The following is a 16385-nucleotide window of genomic DNA, read 5'->3' as shown; positions in this document are numbered from 1 at the left end:
CACTCGACGCCCTCGAAGCACGCGCCCGTCTCCTGGATCGAGGACAGGTCCGGTACGCCGGGCACGCGCATCGCCTGGAGCCTTCCGCCCGCGCGCAGGGAACCCAGACCGCCCAGCGGCTTGTTCGGCAGGAAGCGGTAGAAGAGGCCGAACGGCTTGAGGAACGCGTCCTCGGTCTCGTAGACGATGCCGCGCTTGGGATCGACGGCGATCGCCTCGTGCTGGAAGCGGCCCATCGCGGTCAGCGGGACCGCCCCGGAGCGGCGCGGGTCGGCGCCGTCGACCTCGAAGATGAAGCCGTGGTCCTTGGTGTAGCCGTTGGTGCCGGCTTTGTCCTCGGTCTCCTCGCAGGTCAGCCAGGTGCCCCAAGGGGTGGGCCCGCCCGCGCAGTTGACGGCGGTGCCGGCGATGGCGACCTGCTCGGACAGGACCTTGTTGCGGCCGTCGAGCGTCAGGGCCGTACAGCCGCCCTTGCCCATGGGGTCGTAGGTGAGGCCGTCGATCGTCGGGACGGGGATCCTGCCGGTGTTGCGGTTCTCGTGGTTGCGGACCAGGTGGACGCGGCCGTGTCTGCCGGCGAAGGCGGCCATGCCGTCGTGGTTGGAGGGGACGAGCCCCTGGTCGTAGGAGAGCTTGCCGCCCTCACGGGAGAGGACCTTGTAGCGGAAACCTTCCGGCAGATCGAGCAGGCCGTTCGGGTCGGGGACGAGCGGGCCGTAGCCGGTGTGGCCGAGGTTCTGTGCGGCGGCGGTGCCCGTGAAGAGCTCGGAGAGGGCGCCGGTGAAGGCGATACCCGCCCCCAAGGCGCCGGAGCGGGCGAGCACCTGACGTCGTGTTGCGGACATGGAGCAGCAACCTTCCTGCTGGCGGACAGGATGTGACGCCGCTGTGTCTATCACCTGGCGCGGGCTCCGGGAACCACGCGCGTAGAGGTGTCACCTGTCGGTGGGGTGCTCCTGGGCCCTCTCCAGGAAGCGCAGCAGCTCCACCGGGAAGGGGAGGACCAGGGTGGAGTTCTTCTCGGCGGCCACCGCCACCACCGTCTGGAGCAACCGCAGCTGGAGCGCGGCCGGCTGCTCGGACATCTCCTTCGCGGCCTCGGCGAGTTTCTTCGACGCCTGGAGTTCGGCGTCCGCGTTGATGATCCGGGCGCGGCGCTCGCGGTCGGCCTCCGCCTGCCGGGCCATGGAGCGCTTCATCGCGTCCGGCAGCGATACGTCCTTGATCTCGACGCGGTCGACCTGCACGCCCCAGCCGACGGCCGGGCTGTCGATCATCAGCTCCAGGCCCTCATTGAGCTTCTCGCGGTTGGAGAGCAGGTCGTCCAGCTCGCTCTTGCCGATGATCGAGCGCAGGGACGTCTGCGCCATCTGGGAGACCGCGAACTTGTAGTCCTCGACCTTCACGAGCGCGCTCGCCGCGTCGATCACCCGGAAGTAGACGACCGCGTCCACACGCACCGTCACGTTGTCCCGGGTGATGCCCTCCTGGGCCGGGATCGGCAGCGTGACGATCTGCATGTTGACCTTGTACATCCGGTCCACGAACGGGATCACCATCGTGAACCCGGGCGCCCGCACGTCGTCCATCAGCCGCCCGAGCCGGAAGATCACCCCGCGCTCGTACTGCTTGACGACCCGCGCCCCGGCGGCGACATAGACCACGCAGGCGGAACCGGCTGCCGCGGCCACGGTCAGGAGCTCCTGGAGCATGACGACCCCCTCACTGAGAGGCCTGTTTGTCCGCTCCTGCAACGATATGCCCGGTACCTGGTCCGAGGCTACGGACCAGGTACCGGGTGTGGATCGCGTGGTGCGCCCTACTGCGCGGTGACCCGCACCGGCTCCGTGCCGACCGCGCTGTGCCGCTCGGCCCAGTTCTCCAGCGCCGTACGGCAGGCGTGGTCCAGGTGGTGCAGACCGGAGAGGTCCAGCTCCACCGGGCGGTCCTGCGGCAGGGACTCCAGGTTGTCGAGGATCTTCGGCAGCCTGAGGAAGGTCGCGTTGCCCGACAGATACGCCTGGACGGGTCCGGCGCCCTTGTCCACGACCTCCAGCTTCAGGTGCGAGGCCTCCCAGGCGGTCTTGGCGACGGCCAGCGCGAGGCCGATGAGGACGCCCTCGAACATGCTGACCGCGACGATCGACACGGCCGTGACCACCAGGATCAGCGCCTCACCGCGGTGCTCGCGCCACAGCGACACGATCTCCCGTACCGGGATCAGCTTGGCGCCGGAGTAGACCAGGATGCCGGCGAGCGCCGGGATCGGGATGTAGGCGAGGACGCCCGGAAGCAGCGCCGCGAACAGCAGCAGCCATACGCCGTGCATGACCCGGGACGCCTTGGTCTTCGCGCCCGCCTGGACGTTCGCCGCACTGCGCACGATCACCGCGGTCATCGGCAGCGCGCCGAGCACACCGCAGAGGGCGTTGCCCGCGCCCTGCGCGACCAGTTCCTTGTCGTACGCGGTGCGCGGCCCGTCGTGCAGCCGGTCCACGGCCGCCGCGCTGAACAGCGACTCGGCGGACGCGATCAGGGTGAACGCGACGATCGTGGCGAGCACGCCGATGTTCGCGAGCTCACCGAAGGCGGTGAAGGACGGCGGCTGGATGGAACCCAGCAGCCCCTGCACCTCGACGGTCGCCACCGGCATGGAGAACGCCAGACCGGCGAGCGTGGCCAGACCGACCGCGGCGAGCGGACCGGGCACGGTGCGCACCTTCGCCGGCATGCGCTTCCACAGCACGAGGACGGCGATGGTGCCGACCCCGAGTCCGAGCGAGGCCAGCGCCCCGGCGTTCCCGACGGCGTCCGCGAGCGCGCCGGGCAGTCCGGCTATCTTCCCGAGGCCCGAGGCGGGGGCCTTGGTGTCGGCCATCGCGTACAGCTGTCCGGCGATCAGTACGAGGCCGATGCCGGCGAGCATGCCCTCGACGACGGAGACCGAGATGGCCCGGAACCAACGGCCCAGCTTCAGGGCGCCCATGAGGATCTGGAGCACGCCCGTGGCCAGCACGATCACACCGAGCACGGGCAGCCCGAACTCCTGGACCGCCTCGAAGACCAGCACGGTCAGACCCGCCGCCGGTCCGGAGACCTGCAGGCTGCTGCCGCGCATGAGACCGGTGACGATGCCGCCCACGATGCCGGTGACCAGACCGAGTTCGGCCGGTACGCCGGAGGCGACGGCCACACCGACGCACAGCGGGAGCGCGACCAGGAAGACGACCAGAGAGGCGGCGAAGTCCTGCCGCAGATGAGGGTATTTGGTCATCATCGCGATCACAGCGCCTCGAACGTGTCGGTGTCCGCGCGGTGTTCCCGCACAGCACCGGTGTGCACCTCGTAGTACCAGGCGCGGAGGGTGAGTTGACGAGCCGTCAACTTCTCTTCGATGAACGGGTAGGAGCGCAGCCGCAGCAGCTGCGTCAGGACGTGGCTCTGCACGCCCTCGGCCACGGCCGGATCCTCTGGCGCCCCCGTGGGGCGCGGCGCGGCGTGCGTGAGCCAGTCACGCACGGCGGGTACGGCGGTCAGGTCGTCGCCGCGCACCAGGGCGCCGACGGCGCCGCAGTGCGAGTGGCCGCAGACCACGATGTCGCTGACGCCGAGCACTTCGACGGCGTACTCGATGGTGGCCGCCTCGCTGGTGGGGTGCTCGGAGGTGTACGGCGGGACGATGTTGCCGGCGGTGCGCAGCTCGAAGAGCTCGCCGGGGCCGGCGCCTGTGATCAGGGCCGGGACGACCCTGGAGTCGGAGCAGGTGATGAACAGGACCTGAGGGGACTGGCCTTCTGCGAGCTTGGCGAACTCCTCAGGGCGCTGTCCGAACAGACGGGCGTTGTCGATGAGGGGCTGCATGTGGTGACTCCTCCTGGCGCGCCTGCAGCGGCGCGTCGGACGTACATGACAGGTGGGGGGTACTGCCGTTATCTGTGAGGCAGAGCTCTGGTCGAAGCCTCACTAGCTGTGTGCGCGGTTGCGAACGATGCCGTGACAGCGAAGAAGGTGAGGGGGAGTGGACTCACGGCAGGGGTTGAGAGCCCGGTCCGTGTCGGTTTGTCTCGCAACATGCGTCCCCCTCCCTATGGTTCACGGCTCACGCGCTTGCCAAGACATGGTCAATGCCTGGTCAAGAAACACGTTAACCCTGCAAAGTTGTTTGCAGGGTTAACTTAACGTTTCGAGCTGAAGAGAGCCTGAAACTCATAGGTCGGGTGGCGGGAACCAGCCCTTGACCTGCGGGAGTTCACCGGTTAGGCGGGCTCGACGAGTCCCTTGCCGTCGCGGGCCAGCGCGGTGAGCCGGGAGATGGCCCGGAAGTACTTCTTGCGGTACCCGCCCTTGAGCATCTCCTCGCTGAACAGCTGGTCGAACGGCTGTCCGGACGTGAGGACCGGGACCTCGCGGTCGTACAGCCGGTCCGCGAGCACGACGAGACGCAGCGCGGTGGACTGGTCCGGAATCGGCTGTACGTCGGTGAGACACACCACCTTCAGGCCATCGGTCAGCGCGCCGTACCGGCTGGGGTGGACGCGGGCGAGGTGGTCGAGGAGTTGCGGGAAGTCGTCCAGCGAGGAGCCCTCGGTCGCGTACGCCGCCTTGGTGACCTGTTCCTCGGAGTAGGGGGCCGGTGCCGCGGGCAGACCGCGGTGGCGGTAGTCCTCGCCGTCGATGCGCAGTGGCCGGAAGTGGGCGCTGAGCCCCTGGATCTCGCGCAGGAAGTCGACCGCGGCGAAGCGGCCCTCGCCGAGCTTGCCGGGGAGTGTGTTGGAGGTGGCGGCGAGGGCGACACCCGCGTCGACGAGCTTGCCGAGCAGGGTGGAGACCAGGACGGTGTCGCCCGGGTCGTCGAGCTCGAACTCGTCGATGCAGAGGAGACGGTGGCCGGAGAGCGTCTGGACCGTCTTCTGGAAGCCCAGGGCGCCCACGAGGTTGGTCAGCTCGACGAAGGTGCCGAACGCCTTGAGCGGGGGCTCCGCCGGGGTGGCGTGCCAGAGGGAGGCGAGCAGATGGGTCTTGCCGACGCCGTAGCCGCCGTCGAGATAGACGCCGCGGGGGCCGGCCGGCACCTTGGGCGCCTTGGCCTTCCCGAACCCGAAAAGCCCGCGTTTCCCGCCGCCGACGGCATGCGCCCCGCCGAGTCCACCGGCGAAGCCTTCCAGTACCCGGACGGCCTCGAACTGGCTGGGCTGGTTCGGGTCCGGGATGTACGTGCCGAACCGCACCGAGTCGAACCGCGGCGGCGGCACCATCTCGGCGACGAGCCGGTCCGCGGGGACGTGCGGCTCACGGGAGCACAGGGACATCGGGGCCGCGTCTGCTATCGGGCTGATCCCGGAGGCGGCGGTGGAGGACGACACGGTTCCCCATGCTAAGCGCCGTGCCACACTGCACGACATGCGACGCCTGTTCCCTGTGACCGACCAGACAGCGACGAGGGCCTCCGGCGGTGGGGCCGGGGGTGTGGGGACGGGGGGTGCGGTCGAGGGCTCCGGGGGTGCCGAGGCCGGGGGTGCGGTCGTTGTGCCCGGCGGTGCGGGCGGCGGTACCGGCGGTGCTGTGACGGAAGGCTTCGGTGGGGTACCCGGGGCGGACGGGTCCGGTGCTGTCGGAGAGGGGGGTGGAGCGGTGCGTGCTCCGGGTGGGTCCGGCGCCGGTCCTTTCTCGCGCGCCGACTCCGGGGCGGGTGCTGTGCCCGGTGCCGATCTCGTCGACCGGGAGTGGAGTCTCGGCGAGCTGGCCGAGGCCTACGCCTATCCCGAGCCCGTGGCCGGCGGGGCGCCGGTGGCCTGGTTGCGGGCGAACATGGTGTCGACGCTGGACGGTGCCGCCCAGCACGACGGGAAGTCGCAGCCCATCTCCATCGCGGCCGACATGCGGATCTTCGGCACGCTCAGGGGGCTGGCGGACGTGGTCGTCGTCGGCGCGGAAACGGTACGGCAGGAGGGTTACCGGCCCGCACGCGCGCGTGCGGAGTTCGCCGAGCGCAGAGAGGCGGCCGGACAGGGACCCGCGCCGGCGATCGCGGTGGTCAGCGCCGGTCTGGAGCTGGACTTCTCCCTTCCGCTGTTCACCTCCCCCCTCGTCCCCACCCTGATCCTGACCGGCGCGGCGGCCGCCCCCGACCGGATCGCGACCGCGGAGAAGGCGGGCGCCCGGGTCGTGATCGCCGGTGACGGTGTCGGCGTGGAGCCCGCCCGTGCCGTACGGGCTCTCGCGGACCTCGGATTCACCCGGCTGCTGACCGAGGGCGGCCCGCGGCTGCTCGGTCAGTTCGTGGCCGCCGGCGTGCTCGACGAGCTCTGCCTGACCGTCGCCCCGATGCTCACCGCGGGCGATGCCCAGCGCATCGCCGGGGGACCGTCCGTCGCGGTTCCGCATCGGTTCGCACTGGTGTCCCTGCTGGAGGAGGAGGGGTTTCTCTTCGGCCGCTACCAGCGCACTTGAAAATCGTTCAGCGGTACCGCCGGTCCCGAAATCGGCGGAATCTACCGTTCCGTTTAGCTTCCGACGGGCACACTGAATCTCGCAGCCCCGTGAGATCACGGGGCAGGATGGTTTCCGCAGAAGGGGCGCTCGGTGTTCACAAGCGTACTGATGATCGAAAAGGCCCTGACGTCCGCCGACGTGGAGTTCGTCACCACCTTGCACGGCGACGAGCAGGTCTCCTTCCATGTACTGCTCCAGCCGCGCGGCGACCAGGCGGACCGCCTGCTGCGGGCCATCGACGACGTCGCACTGGGCGAACTGGACGAGGCGGCGAAGGAGCGTGAGGTACCCGAGGGCGATGCCGCGAGGCCCTTCGGGGAGCGGGCGCTGGAGGTGTCCCTGCAGGCGCTGCGGGGCTCCGGGAACGCGGCGGAGGGGCGGTTGATCGAGGATCATCCGCTGGACGCGTTGAAGGGGCTGGTGGAGGAGGTCGGGGCGGACGAGGTGATCGTGCTGACCGATCCGCACTATGTGGAGGAGTTCTTCCACCGGGACTGGGCTTCGCGGGCTCGGCACAAGGTGGGGGTGCCGGTGCTGAAATTGTTCTCGCACAGCAAGGCGTAGCTCGTCGGGTGCGGGTCCTGCTCCGTCATCGCAACGAATAGGCTGGGGCGCTGAACGTCCGCCGTATCTGTATGCACAGGGAGACATCACGTGGCACCCGGCACCCTTCCCACCGCCATGGACCGACCGCACTTCATCGGCATCGGCGGCGCCGGGATGTCGGGGATCGCGAAGATCCTCGCGCAGCGTGGGGCGAAGGTGGCGGGCAGTGATGCCAAGGAGTCGGCGACCGCCGAGGCGCTGCGTGCGCTGGGCGCCACCGTGCACATCGGGCACGCGGCGGAGCATCTCGCGGACGACGCGAGCTGTGTGGTCGTGTCGTCCGCGATCCGCCGGGACAACCCCGAGCTGGCCCGCGCGGCCGAGCTGGGCATCCCGGTGGTGCACCGTTCCGACGCGCTGGCCGCCCTGATGGAGGGCCTGCGCCCGATCGCGGTGGCGGGCACCCACGGCAAGACCACGACCACCTCGATGCTGGCGGTCTCGCTGTCGGAACTCGGCCTGCGGCCGTCGTACGCGATCGGCGGCGACCTGGACGCCCCCGGCTCCAACGCGCTGCACGGCGACGGCGAGATCTTCGTCGCCGAGGCGGACGAATCGGACCGAAGCTTCCACAAGTACGCCCCCGAGGTCGCGATCGTCCTCAACGTCGAGCTCGACCACCACGCGAACTACGCTTCCATGGACGAGATCTACGAGTCCTTCGAGACGTTCACCGGAAAGATCGTCCCTGGCGGCACGCTGGTGATCTCCTCCGACCACGAGGGCGCGCGGGAGCTGACGCGACGGGTGGCTCCTTCGGTGCGGACGGTGACGTACGGAGAGGCGGAGGACGCCGACGTACGAGTGCTGTCGGTGGTGGCCCAGGGTCTGAAGAGCGAGGTCACGGTCGAGCTGGACGGCACGCCGCTCACCTTCACGGTCTCCGTCCCCGGCCGCCACTACGCGCACAACGCGGTCGCCGCCCTCGCGGCGGGCGTCGCGCTCGGCATCCCCGCGACGGACCTCGCTCCCGCCCTGGCCGCGTACACGGGCGTGAAGCGGCGCCTCCAGCTCAAGGGCGAGGTGGCCGGTGTCCAGGTCATCGACTCCTACGCCCACCACCCGACCGAGATGACGGCCGACCTGGAGGCGATGCGCGGGGCCGTCGGCGACGCCCGCATCCTGGTGGTCTTCCAGCCCCACCTCTTCTCCCGCACCCAGGAGCTGGGCAAGGAGATGGGCCAGTCGCTGTCCCTCGCGGACGCCTCGCTGGTCCTGGACATCTACCCGGCCCGCGAGGACCCGATCCCCGGCGTCACCAGCGACCTCATCATCGACGCGGCGCGCGCCGCGGGCGCCGACGTGACACCGGTCCACGACAAGGCGGACGTCCCCGCGGTGGTCGCGGGAATGACGAAGCCCGGCGATCTCGTTCTCACCATGGGCGCGGGCGACGTCACGGACCTCGGCCCGCGCATCCTGGACCGTCTCGCGTAGTGGATAGGGGCTGAGCAACATGTCGTACGACGTCGAAAAGCCGGACGAGCAGTGGCGTGCGGAGTTGAACCCGGCCGAGTACACCGTTCTGCGCCAGGCCGCCACGGAGCCCGCCTTCACCGGTGAGTACACCGACACCAAGACGACGGGCGTCTACTCCTGCCGCGCCTGCGGCGCCGAACTCTTCACCTCCACCACGAAGTTCGAGTCCCACTGCGGCTGGCCCTCCTTCTACGACCCGAAGGACACCGACGCCGTGGAACTGGTGTCCGACCGGTCCCACGGGATGGTGCGGACCGAGGTGCGGTGTGCTCGGTGCGGGTCGCATCTTGGACATGTGTTCGAGGGGGAGGGGTATGCCACCCCGACGGATCAGCGGTACTGCATCAACAGCATCTCGTTGCGGCTGACGCCGGACGAGGGCTGATCCGACGGCGTCGCGGCGTCAGTCGCCCGGGCACGGTGACGTGTCCCGGGCGAGACGCAGGCGCGGGGCCGTGCGCTGGGCGGGGCTGTAGGGGCCGGGTGCCGTGGAGCAGAGGGTGTCGTGCGGGCGGCAGCCTCTCCGGGACGTCGCTCCGCGCAAGGCATGCGGTGAGGGCTTCGTCGGCGTACGAGGTGAGCGCTTCGGGCGTCATCGGGGCCCGTAACGGGACCGCTCGGCTCAGGGACGCGACGGTGACCGGTCGGTCCGGGCGGCTGCCGTCGCCTTCCTGGACGACGTGGGCGCAGGTGCACACCAGCCGTTCGCCGACGAGGAAACCCGCTCCCGCGACCGCCCCGTCCGGGTCGAACACCCGCGCGGCGCCCCGTTCGTAGCGGGCCTCGGGAGGGGGAAGACCGTCAGACCTCACCGGATCCGTCCCGTCCACCCGTCGTGTCCCCTTCCACGCCCACGGTGAAGTGCGCCTCCGCGACGGTCCTGGCAAGCGCCACACCGGCCTCGGCGGTCACCTTCACCCCGAACTCCAAGGTGATCCGGTCGGGCCTGCGCGGCACCGGACGCGTCGGCGGGCGCATGCCGAGGGGCGGACGGCGTGGCGGTTCCACGCGCAGCAGCGAGCCGTCGTCGAGTTCGATCGAGGCCTACGAGCGTGCCCCGGGTGTTGACTTCGCGAGGCTTCCCGGTCCGGTGACTGGTACGCCGTCGGGCGCACGGTCTCTGCGCATGGGGCGCTGAACGGGCCTGGTTCGGGGCGTAGTTGCTTGACGGGGGTGTGGTCACGCGGCCGGGGCTCTGGTAGGGCGGGACTGCGGAGGTGCCCAGGTTCACGATCGGGGGAGGGCGCGATGACCGCTTTCGTACGGCCCATGATTCTGGTGCGAGGCTTCGGCGGACCGGATGTCGGTGGTGTTCGGCGCAATGCCTACCAGGGCTTCAACGAAGGGACCGTGTATCCCAGTCGTCGCGGCGAGAACTTCATCTACGAGGGCTTCGTGCTGCGGGCGTTGAAGTATCTGGAGCATCCCTACCGGGACGCCACCAACGTCGTCGGCTACTACACCCGACCGCTGCCCGCACCGCCGGGTGAGTGGGGCTGGGACGACGATCTCCTGTCCGGGAGCGTGGTCCTCGATCCGGGCATGGCGGAGCGTGTGCTGCGCGACGGCGTGGACGGAACGCTGTGGATCTACCGCTACTACGACCTCGAACCGAGGACGATCGAGGGATACGGGGCGGGGCTGGTACGCCTGATCGACATCATTCGGCGCGCCGCCGCCCGGAACGGCGGTGGCGGGGAACCGTTCCCGGGTGTCGACATCGTGGCGCACAGCATGGGAGGGCTCGTCGTACGGGCCGCGCTCCGGCAGATGAGCGCCGCCCCGGCGGGGGAACCGCGCCCGGGGGAACTGGTCCACCGGATCGTGACGCTCGGTACCCCGCACCGGGGCATCGCCTTCCAGGTGCTGCCGCGCGCACTCGTGGAACACGTGCCCGGGGTGGCCGAGGCGGCGGACGAACTCGCGGCGTTCGATCCGGGGAGCACGGAGTTCAGGCGCTGGAACGACTGGTTCCCCGTCGAGCGCGTCCTGACCGTGGTGGGGACGGACCACCGCAGTTTCGGGGTCGCTATCGCCTCGGTGGCGAACCGGATCGTGAGTCTGACCGACGAAGGCACCCTGGTCCACAACCGCAGTGACGGACTGGTGAAGCAGGCGGCGGCCCAACTACCGGGCGCGCCAAGGACGTTCGTGCACAAGTGCCACGGCGGGCCGGACTCCCTCATCACCTCGCGCGAGGCGTTCGAGATCGCCATGAGGTTCTTCCACGGCACCCACCATGTGCGGCTGCACCTCGAATCGGCGGAAGTGCTGCGCGGGAAGGATTTCTTCGGCCGCAGCGAGTTCTACTTCGGGGTCTCTGTGAAACCGAGGGGAGTCGACTTCGATCTGTTCCATCAGAGTCCCGAGGCGGAGAACTGCTACGGCCCGTTCCACTCGGACCGCCTCACCGATGGACCGCCCCCTCTGGAAGCGGAGTTGAACGAGTCGCTGTCGGCGGCGGGAGACCGGACCACCGGCTGGGCCGGGCCCGGCCGGCTGATCTGGGAGGGCTGGGTCGACCGGACCGTTCGGCCCGCGACCGCGGACGGGGCAACGGGCCTGGTGTTCCGCCTCGACGTGTACCTCGGTGAACGGGACTCGTTCGGGATCGGATTCTCGGACAACGTCGTCTTCCGCAAGCAGTACTACCTCCAGCTGCTGACGGACGACGGCGACGAGCCCGCGCTGTATCTGCACACGGGCGAAGGACGCCTCGCGGACACCAGGGAGGAGTTGGAGGCCGCCACCCGCGTCGAATCGGAGGGCGTGGTCCGGGCCGCCGGATCGGGGCTGGACGGCACGTGGCGCTTCCCGATCAAGGGCACCGGATTCGAGGCCACCCTGGCGGTGACGTTCACGGAGGAGCCCGAGTCCGCGAAGGAGTAGGGAAGAACCAGGGAAGGACCAGGGAGTCCAGGGAGTCCAGGGACGTCAGCCGGTGAAGCCCAGCTCGCGCAGCGACTTGTCGATACGTGCCCGGTGATTCGCCTCCCAGGTGTCCAGTGATTCCTCCGCCTCCTGGGCGAGCTTCGCCCGCGCCGCCGTGAGGATCTCCTCCCGGCGGGCCGCGGGTGTGACGACGACGCCCTCCTCGTCGGCGACCACGATGTCGCCGGGGTGGATCAGGACGCCGCCGACGTGGACCGGTTCGCCGAGGGTGCCGAGCTTCTTCTTGGTGCCGGGGATCGGGATGACTCCGCGGGCGAAGACCGGGAAGGCGGCCTCGCGGACCTCGGCGAGGTCGCGGACGAGGCCGTCGACCACGAAGGCGGCGATGCCCCGGCGCCGGGCCACGGCACAGACGTTGCCGCCGGCCAGGGCGTAGTCCAGGTCGCCCGACTCGACGACGACGACCGAACCGGGCTCGGCGCGATGGATGGCGGCGTGCAGCATCAGGTTGTCGCCCGGCTCGCAGCGCACCGTGTACGCGGGGCCCGCGACGCGCGGCGCGTCCCACAGCGGGCGGATGCCGATGTCCATGACCTGGGCACGGCCCAGCAGGTCGGCGAGGGTGGTGGGGGGAAGGTCCTGGAAGGCGTCGGTGAATGTGGTGTCCATCGTTCCATTCGACCCGGAATCCGTCGTAGCGCTCAAGATCGAGCGGGGTAAAGAGCTCCCCCGAAAAGTTGCCCGGCGTCCCGAGTCGTGCCGTCATGGACGGGGGATCACGGAGTCTGGGAGCACGTATGACCGACGTGGCGATGTCCGGCGACGACCGTCCTACCGCCGCCGCCTGGCGCAACCTCGTGGTGGCCACCGTCGGGTTCACGCTCACCTTCTGGGCGTGGAACCTGATCGCCCCGCTGGCCGCAGAATTCGACGACGAACTGCACATGTCGTCGTTCGCGCAGTCCGAACTGGTCGCCATCCCCGTGCTGGTCGGTTCCCTCGGACGGGTGCCGGTCGGCGCGCTCACCGACCGCTACGGGGCGCGGGTGATGTTCCCCCTGGTCAGCGCCCTGACGATCGTGCCGGTGCTGCTGCTCGTCCCGGCCCATGACTCCTACCTGGCCCTGATCGCCGTCGGCTTCGTGCTCGGCCTCGGCGGCACGACGTTCGCCATCGGCGTCCCGCTCGTCAACTCCTGGTTCCCGCCCAAGCAGCGGGGCGCGGCGCTCGGCGTCTTCGGCATGGGAATGGGCGGCGTCGCCCTGTCCGGCTACTTCACGCCCCGCATGTACCGGCACAGCGAGAACCTGCCCTTCGTCGTCCTGGCGATCGCCCTCGCCGTCTACGCCGTGCTCGCCTACTTCCTCATCAACGACCGCCCCGACCGGCCCATCCCGTCCACCCCGCTCACCACGCGCCTCGGCCAGGCCGGCCGGCTGCGGGTGACCTGGGAGCTGTCCGCCCTGTACGCGATCGGGTTCGGCGGCATCGTCGCGTTCGGCGTCTATCTGCCCACGTATCTGAAGACCTGGTACGAGCTCGACGCCACCGACGCGGGCACCAGGGCCGCCGGATTCGCCCTGGTCGCGGTGGTGTTCCGGCCGATCGGCGGGTGGCTTTCGGACCGGATCCACCCGGCCGTGGTCACCGCCTGGGCGCTGGGCGCGGTGGCGGTCCTCGGTGTCGTCCAGGCCTTCGACCCGGCCCTGATGCCGGGCGCCACGATCTGTCTCCTGGTGATGGCGGCCGCCCTCGGTGCCACCAGCGGCGCGGTGTTCGCCCTGGTCGCCCGGGTCACCCCGCAGCCGCAGGTCGGCAGTGTGACCGGCATCGTCGGCGCGGTCGGCGGCCTCGGTGGCTTCGTCCCCCCGCTGGTCATGGGCGCGGTCTACAGCGCCAAGGACTCCTACTCCATCGGCTTCATGCTCCTGTCCGACCTCGCCCTGGCCGGCTGCGTCTACGCCTACGGCCGGATGCGCGAGGCGGGCCGCACGGCACCGACGCGGTCGGCGCCCGAGAAGGAGCGGATCGCCGGCTGAGGCGGGTCCGGGCGGGCGGCCCCGCCCCACGGGCCACGCGATGTGTGGTGAATCAAACTATCCATCATGATGTTGACTTCCGGCTGAATCAGCCAGAAGAATCCGGATGTGACCCCTTCAGCGCTCCCGGCCTCCGGTCCCGTCCTCCCGTCCGACCTGGACGAGGCGGCGCACCGCTGTCTCGTCGCCGGGTTCGACGGCACGACCACGTTCCCCGACACCCTGAAACGGCTGGTCGACCGAGGTCTGGGCGGAGTCATCCTGTTCACCCGCAACGTGCGGGACGCGGAGCAGGTCCGCGAGCTCACCGACGCGCTGCGGGCGATACGGCCGGATCTGCTGGTGGCCATCGACAACGAGGGCGGCGGCATCGGACACCTGGTGGGCGCGGGCGCGCCCGAGGTGCCCGGCTCCTACGCCCTCGGCGTCGCCGACGACCCCAACCTCACCGCACGCTGCGCCGACGCACTCGCCGGGCATCTGGCCACCCTCGGCATCAGTGTCTCGTACGCCCCCGTGGCCGACCTCCAGCACCTGCCGAGCAACCCGATCGTGCGCACCCGCTCCTTCGGCGCCGGCCCCGAGGTGGCCGCCAGGCACCTGCGGGCCTGGATCACCGCCACCGAGGCGCGCTCCATCGCCTCCTGCGCCAAGCACTTCCCGGGCCACGGCGGTACCGACACCGACAGCCACCACGGCATCGCGGTCGACCCACGGCCGTACGACGCACTCCGCGCCGACCTGGAACCGTTCCGTGCCGCCGTCGCCGCGGGGGTGCCGATGCTGATGAGCGCGCACGTCGTCTTCCCGGCACTGGACGCCAACCGGCCCGCCACCCTCAGCCGCCGCATCCTCGGCGACCTGCTCCGGCACGACCTCGGCTTCGACGGCGTCCTGGTCAGCGACGCCCTGGAGATGAAGGCGATCGCCGACGAGTACGGGGAGGCGGCCGGGGCGCGTATCGCCCTCGCGGCCGGGGCCGACCAGGTCATCGTCGCCGTACCGGACCTGGAGGTCACGCTCGCCTGCCGGGACGAGGTCCTCGACGCGCTGGGCTCCGGCGTGCTGCCGCAGGAGCGGGTGTGGGAGGCGGCGGAACGGGTGCGGCGGCTCGCCGAGCGGTACGCGACGCCGACCGAGAAGGTCGCCGCGTGGGACACCGATGCCGGGCTGGAGGCGGCACGCCGGGCCGTGCGCGGCCAGGGAGCGCCGTCCGCGGTGCGCGGCGCTCATGTCGTCGACCTGTTCCCGCACCCGCACCCCGCGCTCAACTGGGGCGGCGAGGACCTGCTCGCCGAGGTCCGTGCCCTCGACCCCACGGCCGTGGGCACGGCGGTCGCCGGTGAACCCGAGGACCCGGCCGCCCTGGCCGACGGGATACTGACCCGCGAACGGCCCCTCGTCGTCGCCACCTGCGACGCCGGGCTCCACCCCTGGCAGGCCCGGCTGCGCGACACCCTCCTGGCCCGGCGGCCCGACGCGGTACTGGTGGACACCGGGCTGCCGGAGGGCGGTGCGCTGTGCTCCTACGGGCGGGGACGGGTGAACCTGCGGGCGGTGGCGGAGGTGCTCACCGGAAGGTGATCAGGACCGGTCGTGGGAAGCCGGTCAGGACGGTCGTACGACCTCCTTGATTCCCCTCGCGGCCAAGTACCCCTCGTCCTCGGCCCGTTCGGCCAGGACGACCGCCGGGCGCACCCCTTCCGTGCGCAACCGCATCCACTCCTCGAAGTACTCCCCGCCCGGGCCCGACACGGACCGGGTGCCCGGCGTGCAGTCCAGCAGCAGGGCGGTGTCGCGGGGCCGGGGCGTGTGCGGCTCCTTGATCGCCTCCGCGAGCGCCTCGGCGATCGGCTTGGGGCGGCCGGCCGAGTCGAACAGGCCCAGGGTGTACTCGAGTTCGGGGAAGTCGGCGAGGGAGCGGTCCACGTCGTGGGAGCACCACCAGGTCACGCCCCACAGTCCCTCGCAGTCGGCGGAGTTGCGGACCGTCGCGCGGGCGAACTCCGGGGCGTCGGCGGCCGGGATGTGCGGTTCGGGGGCGCCCGTCTCCTGGACCCACACCGGGCGTGTCGGATCCTCGGCGTAGGCCTTCGCCAACTCGGTGCCGTACTCGGCGAGATGGCGCACCTGCGGGGAGCGGGGGCCGTAGCGGCGGGCGCAGTCGCCGGAGAACACCCAGGGGTGGACCGTGGTCAGATCGCCCTTGCGGGCCGAGGCCTCGGGGGTGAAGGGGTGGTCGTCGCCGTACCAGGCGGCGTCGTACGCGGAGTGGGTGACCATCCCCTGCTCGCCGAGTCCGTCGCGGGCGGCGGCCAGGAGGGTGTCGAGGTAGTGGTCCACCTCGGCGGGGGTCACCGGGTTGTGCTCGACCAGGTTGTTGAGCTCATTGCCGAGCTGGAGGCCGAGCAGGTGGGGGCGGCCGGACAGGGCGCGGCCGAGGGTGCGGAGCAGGTCCGCCTGGGCCTCGATGGCGTCCGGGTCGGTGAAGACGTTGCGGTGGTGCCAGCTGCGGGTCCACTCCGGGTAGAAGTCGAAGCTCGACAGATGGCCCTGAACGCCGTCGACGAGGACGTCCAGGCCGGCCTCGCCCGCCAGATCGACGAGTCGCACCAGCTGATCGACGGCGGTGGTGCGGACGAGGGTCCGGTTGGGCTGGAGCAGTGGCCAGAGGTGGAAGACACGGACGTGGTCGAGCCCCAGGCCGGCTATCTGCTCCAGGTCCTCGCGGGCGTGCGCCGGGTCGAAGTCCTGCCAGGCGTGGAACCAGCCGCGGCGGGGCGTGTAGTTGACGCCGAAGCGGAGCGTACGGATGGGATCCTCCTCGGGTTCGGTGCACGTCGGCTCTTGTCCTGCGCGAATGTATCAACCACCATA

Annotated in this window: 14 protein-coding genes and 1 pseudogene; 7 read left to right on the top strand and 8 right to left on the bottom strand. The window is 70.5% G+C overall.

From position 1 onward, the window contains the following. The 5 genes from ACWD3I_RS34595 to zapE form a co-directional block, all read right to left on the bottom strand. On the bottom strand, positions 1 to 845 hold an 845-nt coding region (locus ACWD3I_RS34595; RefSeq protein ID WP_451084264.1), incomplete at its 3' end, for an alkaline phosphatase PhoX. Between the two features lie 90 nt (positions 846 to 935). Next, positions 936 to 1712 carry a slipin family protein gene (locus tag ACWD3I_RS34590; protein ID WP_365403961.1) on the bottom strand — a complete coding sequence of 259 codons (777 nt, stop codon included), beginning with the start codon at positions 1710 to 1712 and terminating at the stop codon, positions 936 to 938. 107 nt (positions 1713 to 1819) lie between these two features. Then, on the bottom strand, positions 1820 to 3277 hold the full coding sequence (locus ACWD3I_RS34585) for a SulP family inorganic anion transporter (protein ID WP_365403964.1): 1458 nt from the start codon (positions 3275 to 3277) through the stop codon (positions 1820 to 1822). A 5-nt stretch (positions 3278 to 3282) separates the two neighbouring features. After that, complete coding sequence (locus ACWD3I_RS34580; protein WP_365403967.1) at positions 3283 to 3861, bottom strand: carbonic anhydrase; 579 nt, start codon at positions 3859 to 3861, stop codon at positions 3283 to 3285. 395 nt (positions 3862 to 4256) lie between these two features. After that, complete coding sequence (gene zapE, locus ACWD3I_RS34575) at positions 4257 to 5363, bottom strand: cell division protein ZapE (RefSeq protein WP_365403970.1); 1107 nt, start codon at positions 5361 to 5363, stop codon at positions 4257 to 4259. 331 nt (positions 5364 to 5694) lie between these two features. Between zapE and ACWD3I_RS34570 the strand changes: the two genes are divergently transcribed. The 4 genes from ACWD3I_RS34570 to msrB all read left to right on the top strand — a co-directional run bounded on the left by ACWD3I_RS34570 (position 5695) and on the right by msrB (position 8962). After that, the gene (locus tag ACWD3I_RS34570; protein ID WP_365404062.1) at positions 5695 to 6450 is read left to right on the top strand and encodes a pyrimidine reductase family protein; all 756 of its coding nucleotides are present in this window, start codon (positions 5695 to 5697) and stop codon (positions 6448 to 6450) included. A gap of 132 nt (positions 6451 to 6582) precedes the next feature. After that, a complete protein-coding gene (locus tag ACWD3I_RS34565; RefSeq protein ID WP_199924593.1) occupies positions 6583 to 7056 on the top strand; it encodes a beta/alpha barrel domain-containing protein in 474 nt (157 codons plus the stop codon). Positions 7057 to 7146: 90 nt separating this feature from the next. Continuing rightward, positions 7147 to 8535 (top strand): UDP-N-acetylmuramate--L-alanine ligase, encoded by a 1389-nt coding sequence (gene murC, locus ACWD3I_RS34560; protein ID WP_365403973.1) that lies wholly within the window; start codon positions 7147 to 7149, stop codon positions 8533 to 8535. A gap of 19 nt (positions 8536 to 8554) precedes the next feature. Continuing rightward, positions 8555 to 8962, top strand: coding sequence for a peptide-methionine (R)-S-oxide reductase MsrB (msrB, locus tag ACWD3I_RS34555; protein ID WP_365403976.1), 408 nt, complete (start codon positions 8555 to 8557; stop codon positions 8960 to 8962). A gap of 416 nt (positions 8963 to 9378) precedes the next feature. Here msrB and ACWD3I_RS34550 read toward each other — a convergent pair whose 3' ends face one another. After that, the gene (locus ACWD3I_RS34550; RefSeq protein WP_451084263.1) at positions 9379 to 9555 is read right to left on the bottom strand and encodes a CU044_2847 family protein; all 177 of its coding nucleotides are present in this window, start codon (positions 9553 to 9555) and stop codon (positions 9379 to 9381) included. 270 nt (positions 9556 to 9825) lie between these two features. Here ACWD3I_RS34550 and ACWD3I_RS34545 point away from each other — a divergent pair, with 270 nt between their 5' ends. After that, positions 9826 to 11466, top strand: a complete 1641-nt coding sequence (locus ACWD3I_RS34545) for an esterase/lipase family protein (protein ID WP_365403982.1) — start codon at positions 9826 to 9828, stop codon at positions 11464 to 11466. A gap of 45 nt (positions 11467 to 11511) precedes the next feature. Here ACWD3I_RS34545 and ACWD3I_RS34540 read toward each other — a convergent pair whose 3' ends face one another. After that, a complete protein-coding gene (locus ACWD3I_RS34540) occupies positions 11512 to 12138 on the bottom strand; it encodes an RraA family protein (RefSeq protein ID WP_365403985.1) in 627 nt (208 codons plus the stop codon). A 128-nt stretch (positions 12139 to 12266) separates the two neighbouring features. Here ACWD3I_RS34540 and ACWD3I_RS34535 point away from each other — a divergent pair, with 128 nt between their 5' ends. Both ACWD3I_RS34535 and ACWD3I_RS34530 read left to right on the top strand, forming a co-directional pair. Continuing rightward, entirely contained in the window at positions 12267 to 13508 is a 1242-nt protein-coding gene (locus ACWD3I_RS34535; protein ID WP_365403988.1) for an MFS transporter, read from the top strand. A gap of 108 nt (positions 13509 to 13616) precedes the next feature. After that, the gene (locus tag ACWD3I_RS34530) at positions 13617 to 15092 is read left to right on the top strand and encodes a glycoside hydrolase family 3 N-terminal domain-containing protein (protein ID WP_365403991.1); all 1476 of its coding nucleotides are present in this window, start codon (positions 13617 to 13619) and stop codon (positions 15090 to 15092) included. Positions 15093 to 15116: 24 nt separating this feature from the next. Here the strand turns inward: ACWD3I_RS34530 and ACWD3I_RS34525 are convergent. Further along, positions 15117 to 16384: pseudogene (locus ACWD3I_RS34525) on the bottom strand (glycoside hydrolase 5 family protein). Between the last annotated feature and the right edge of the window lies 1 nt (position 16385).

Source organism: Streptomyces sp. NPDC002817 (assembly GCF_053592055.1).
This window is presented reverse-complemented; position numbering and strand designations above follow the sequence as displayed.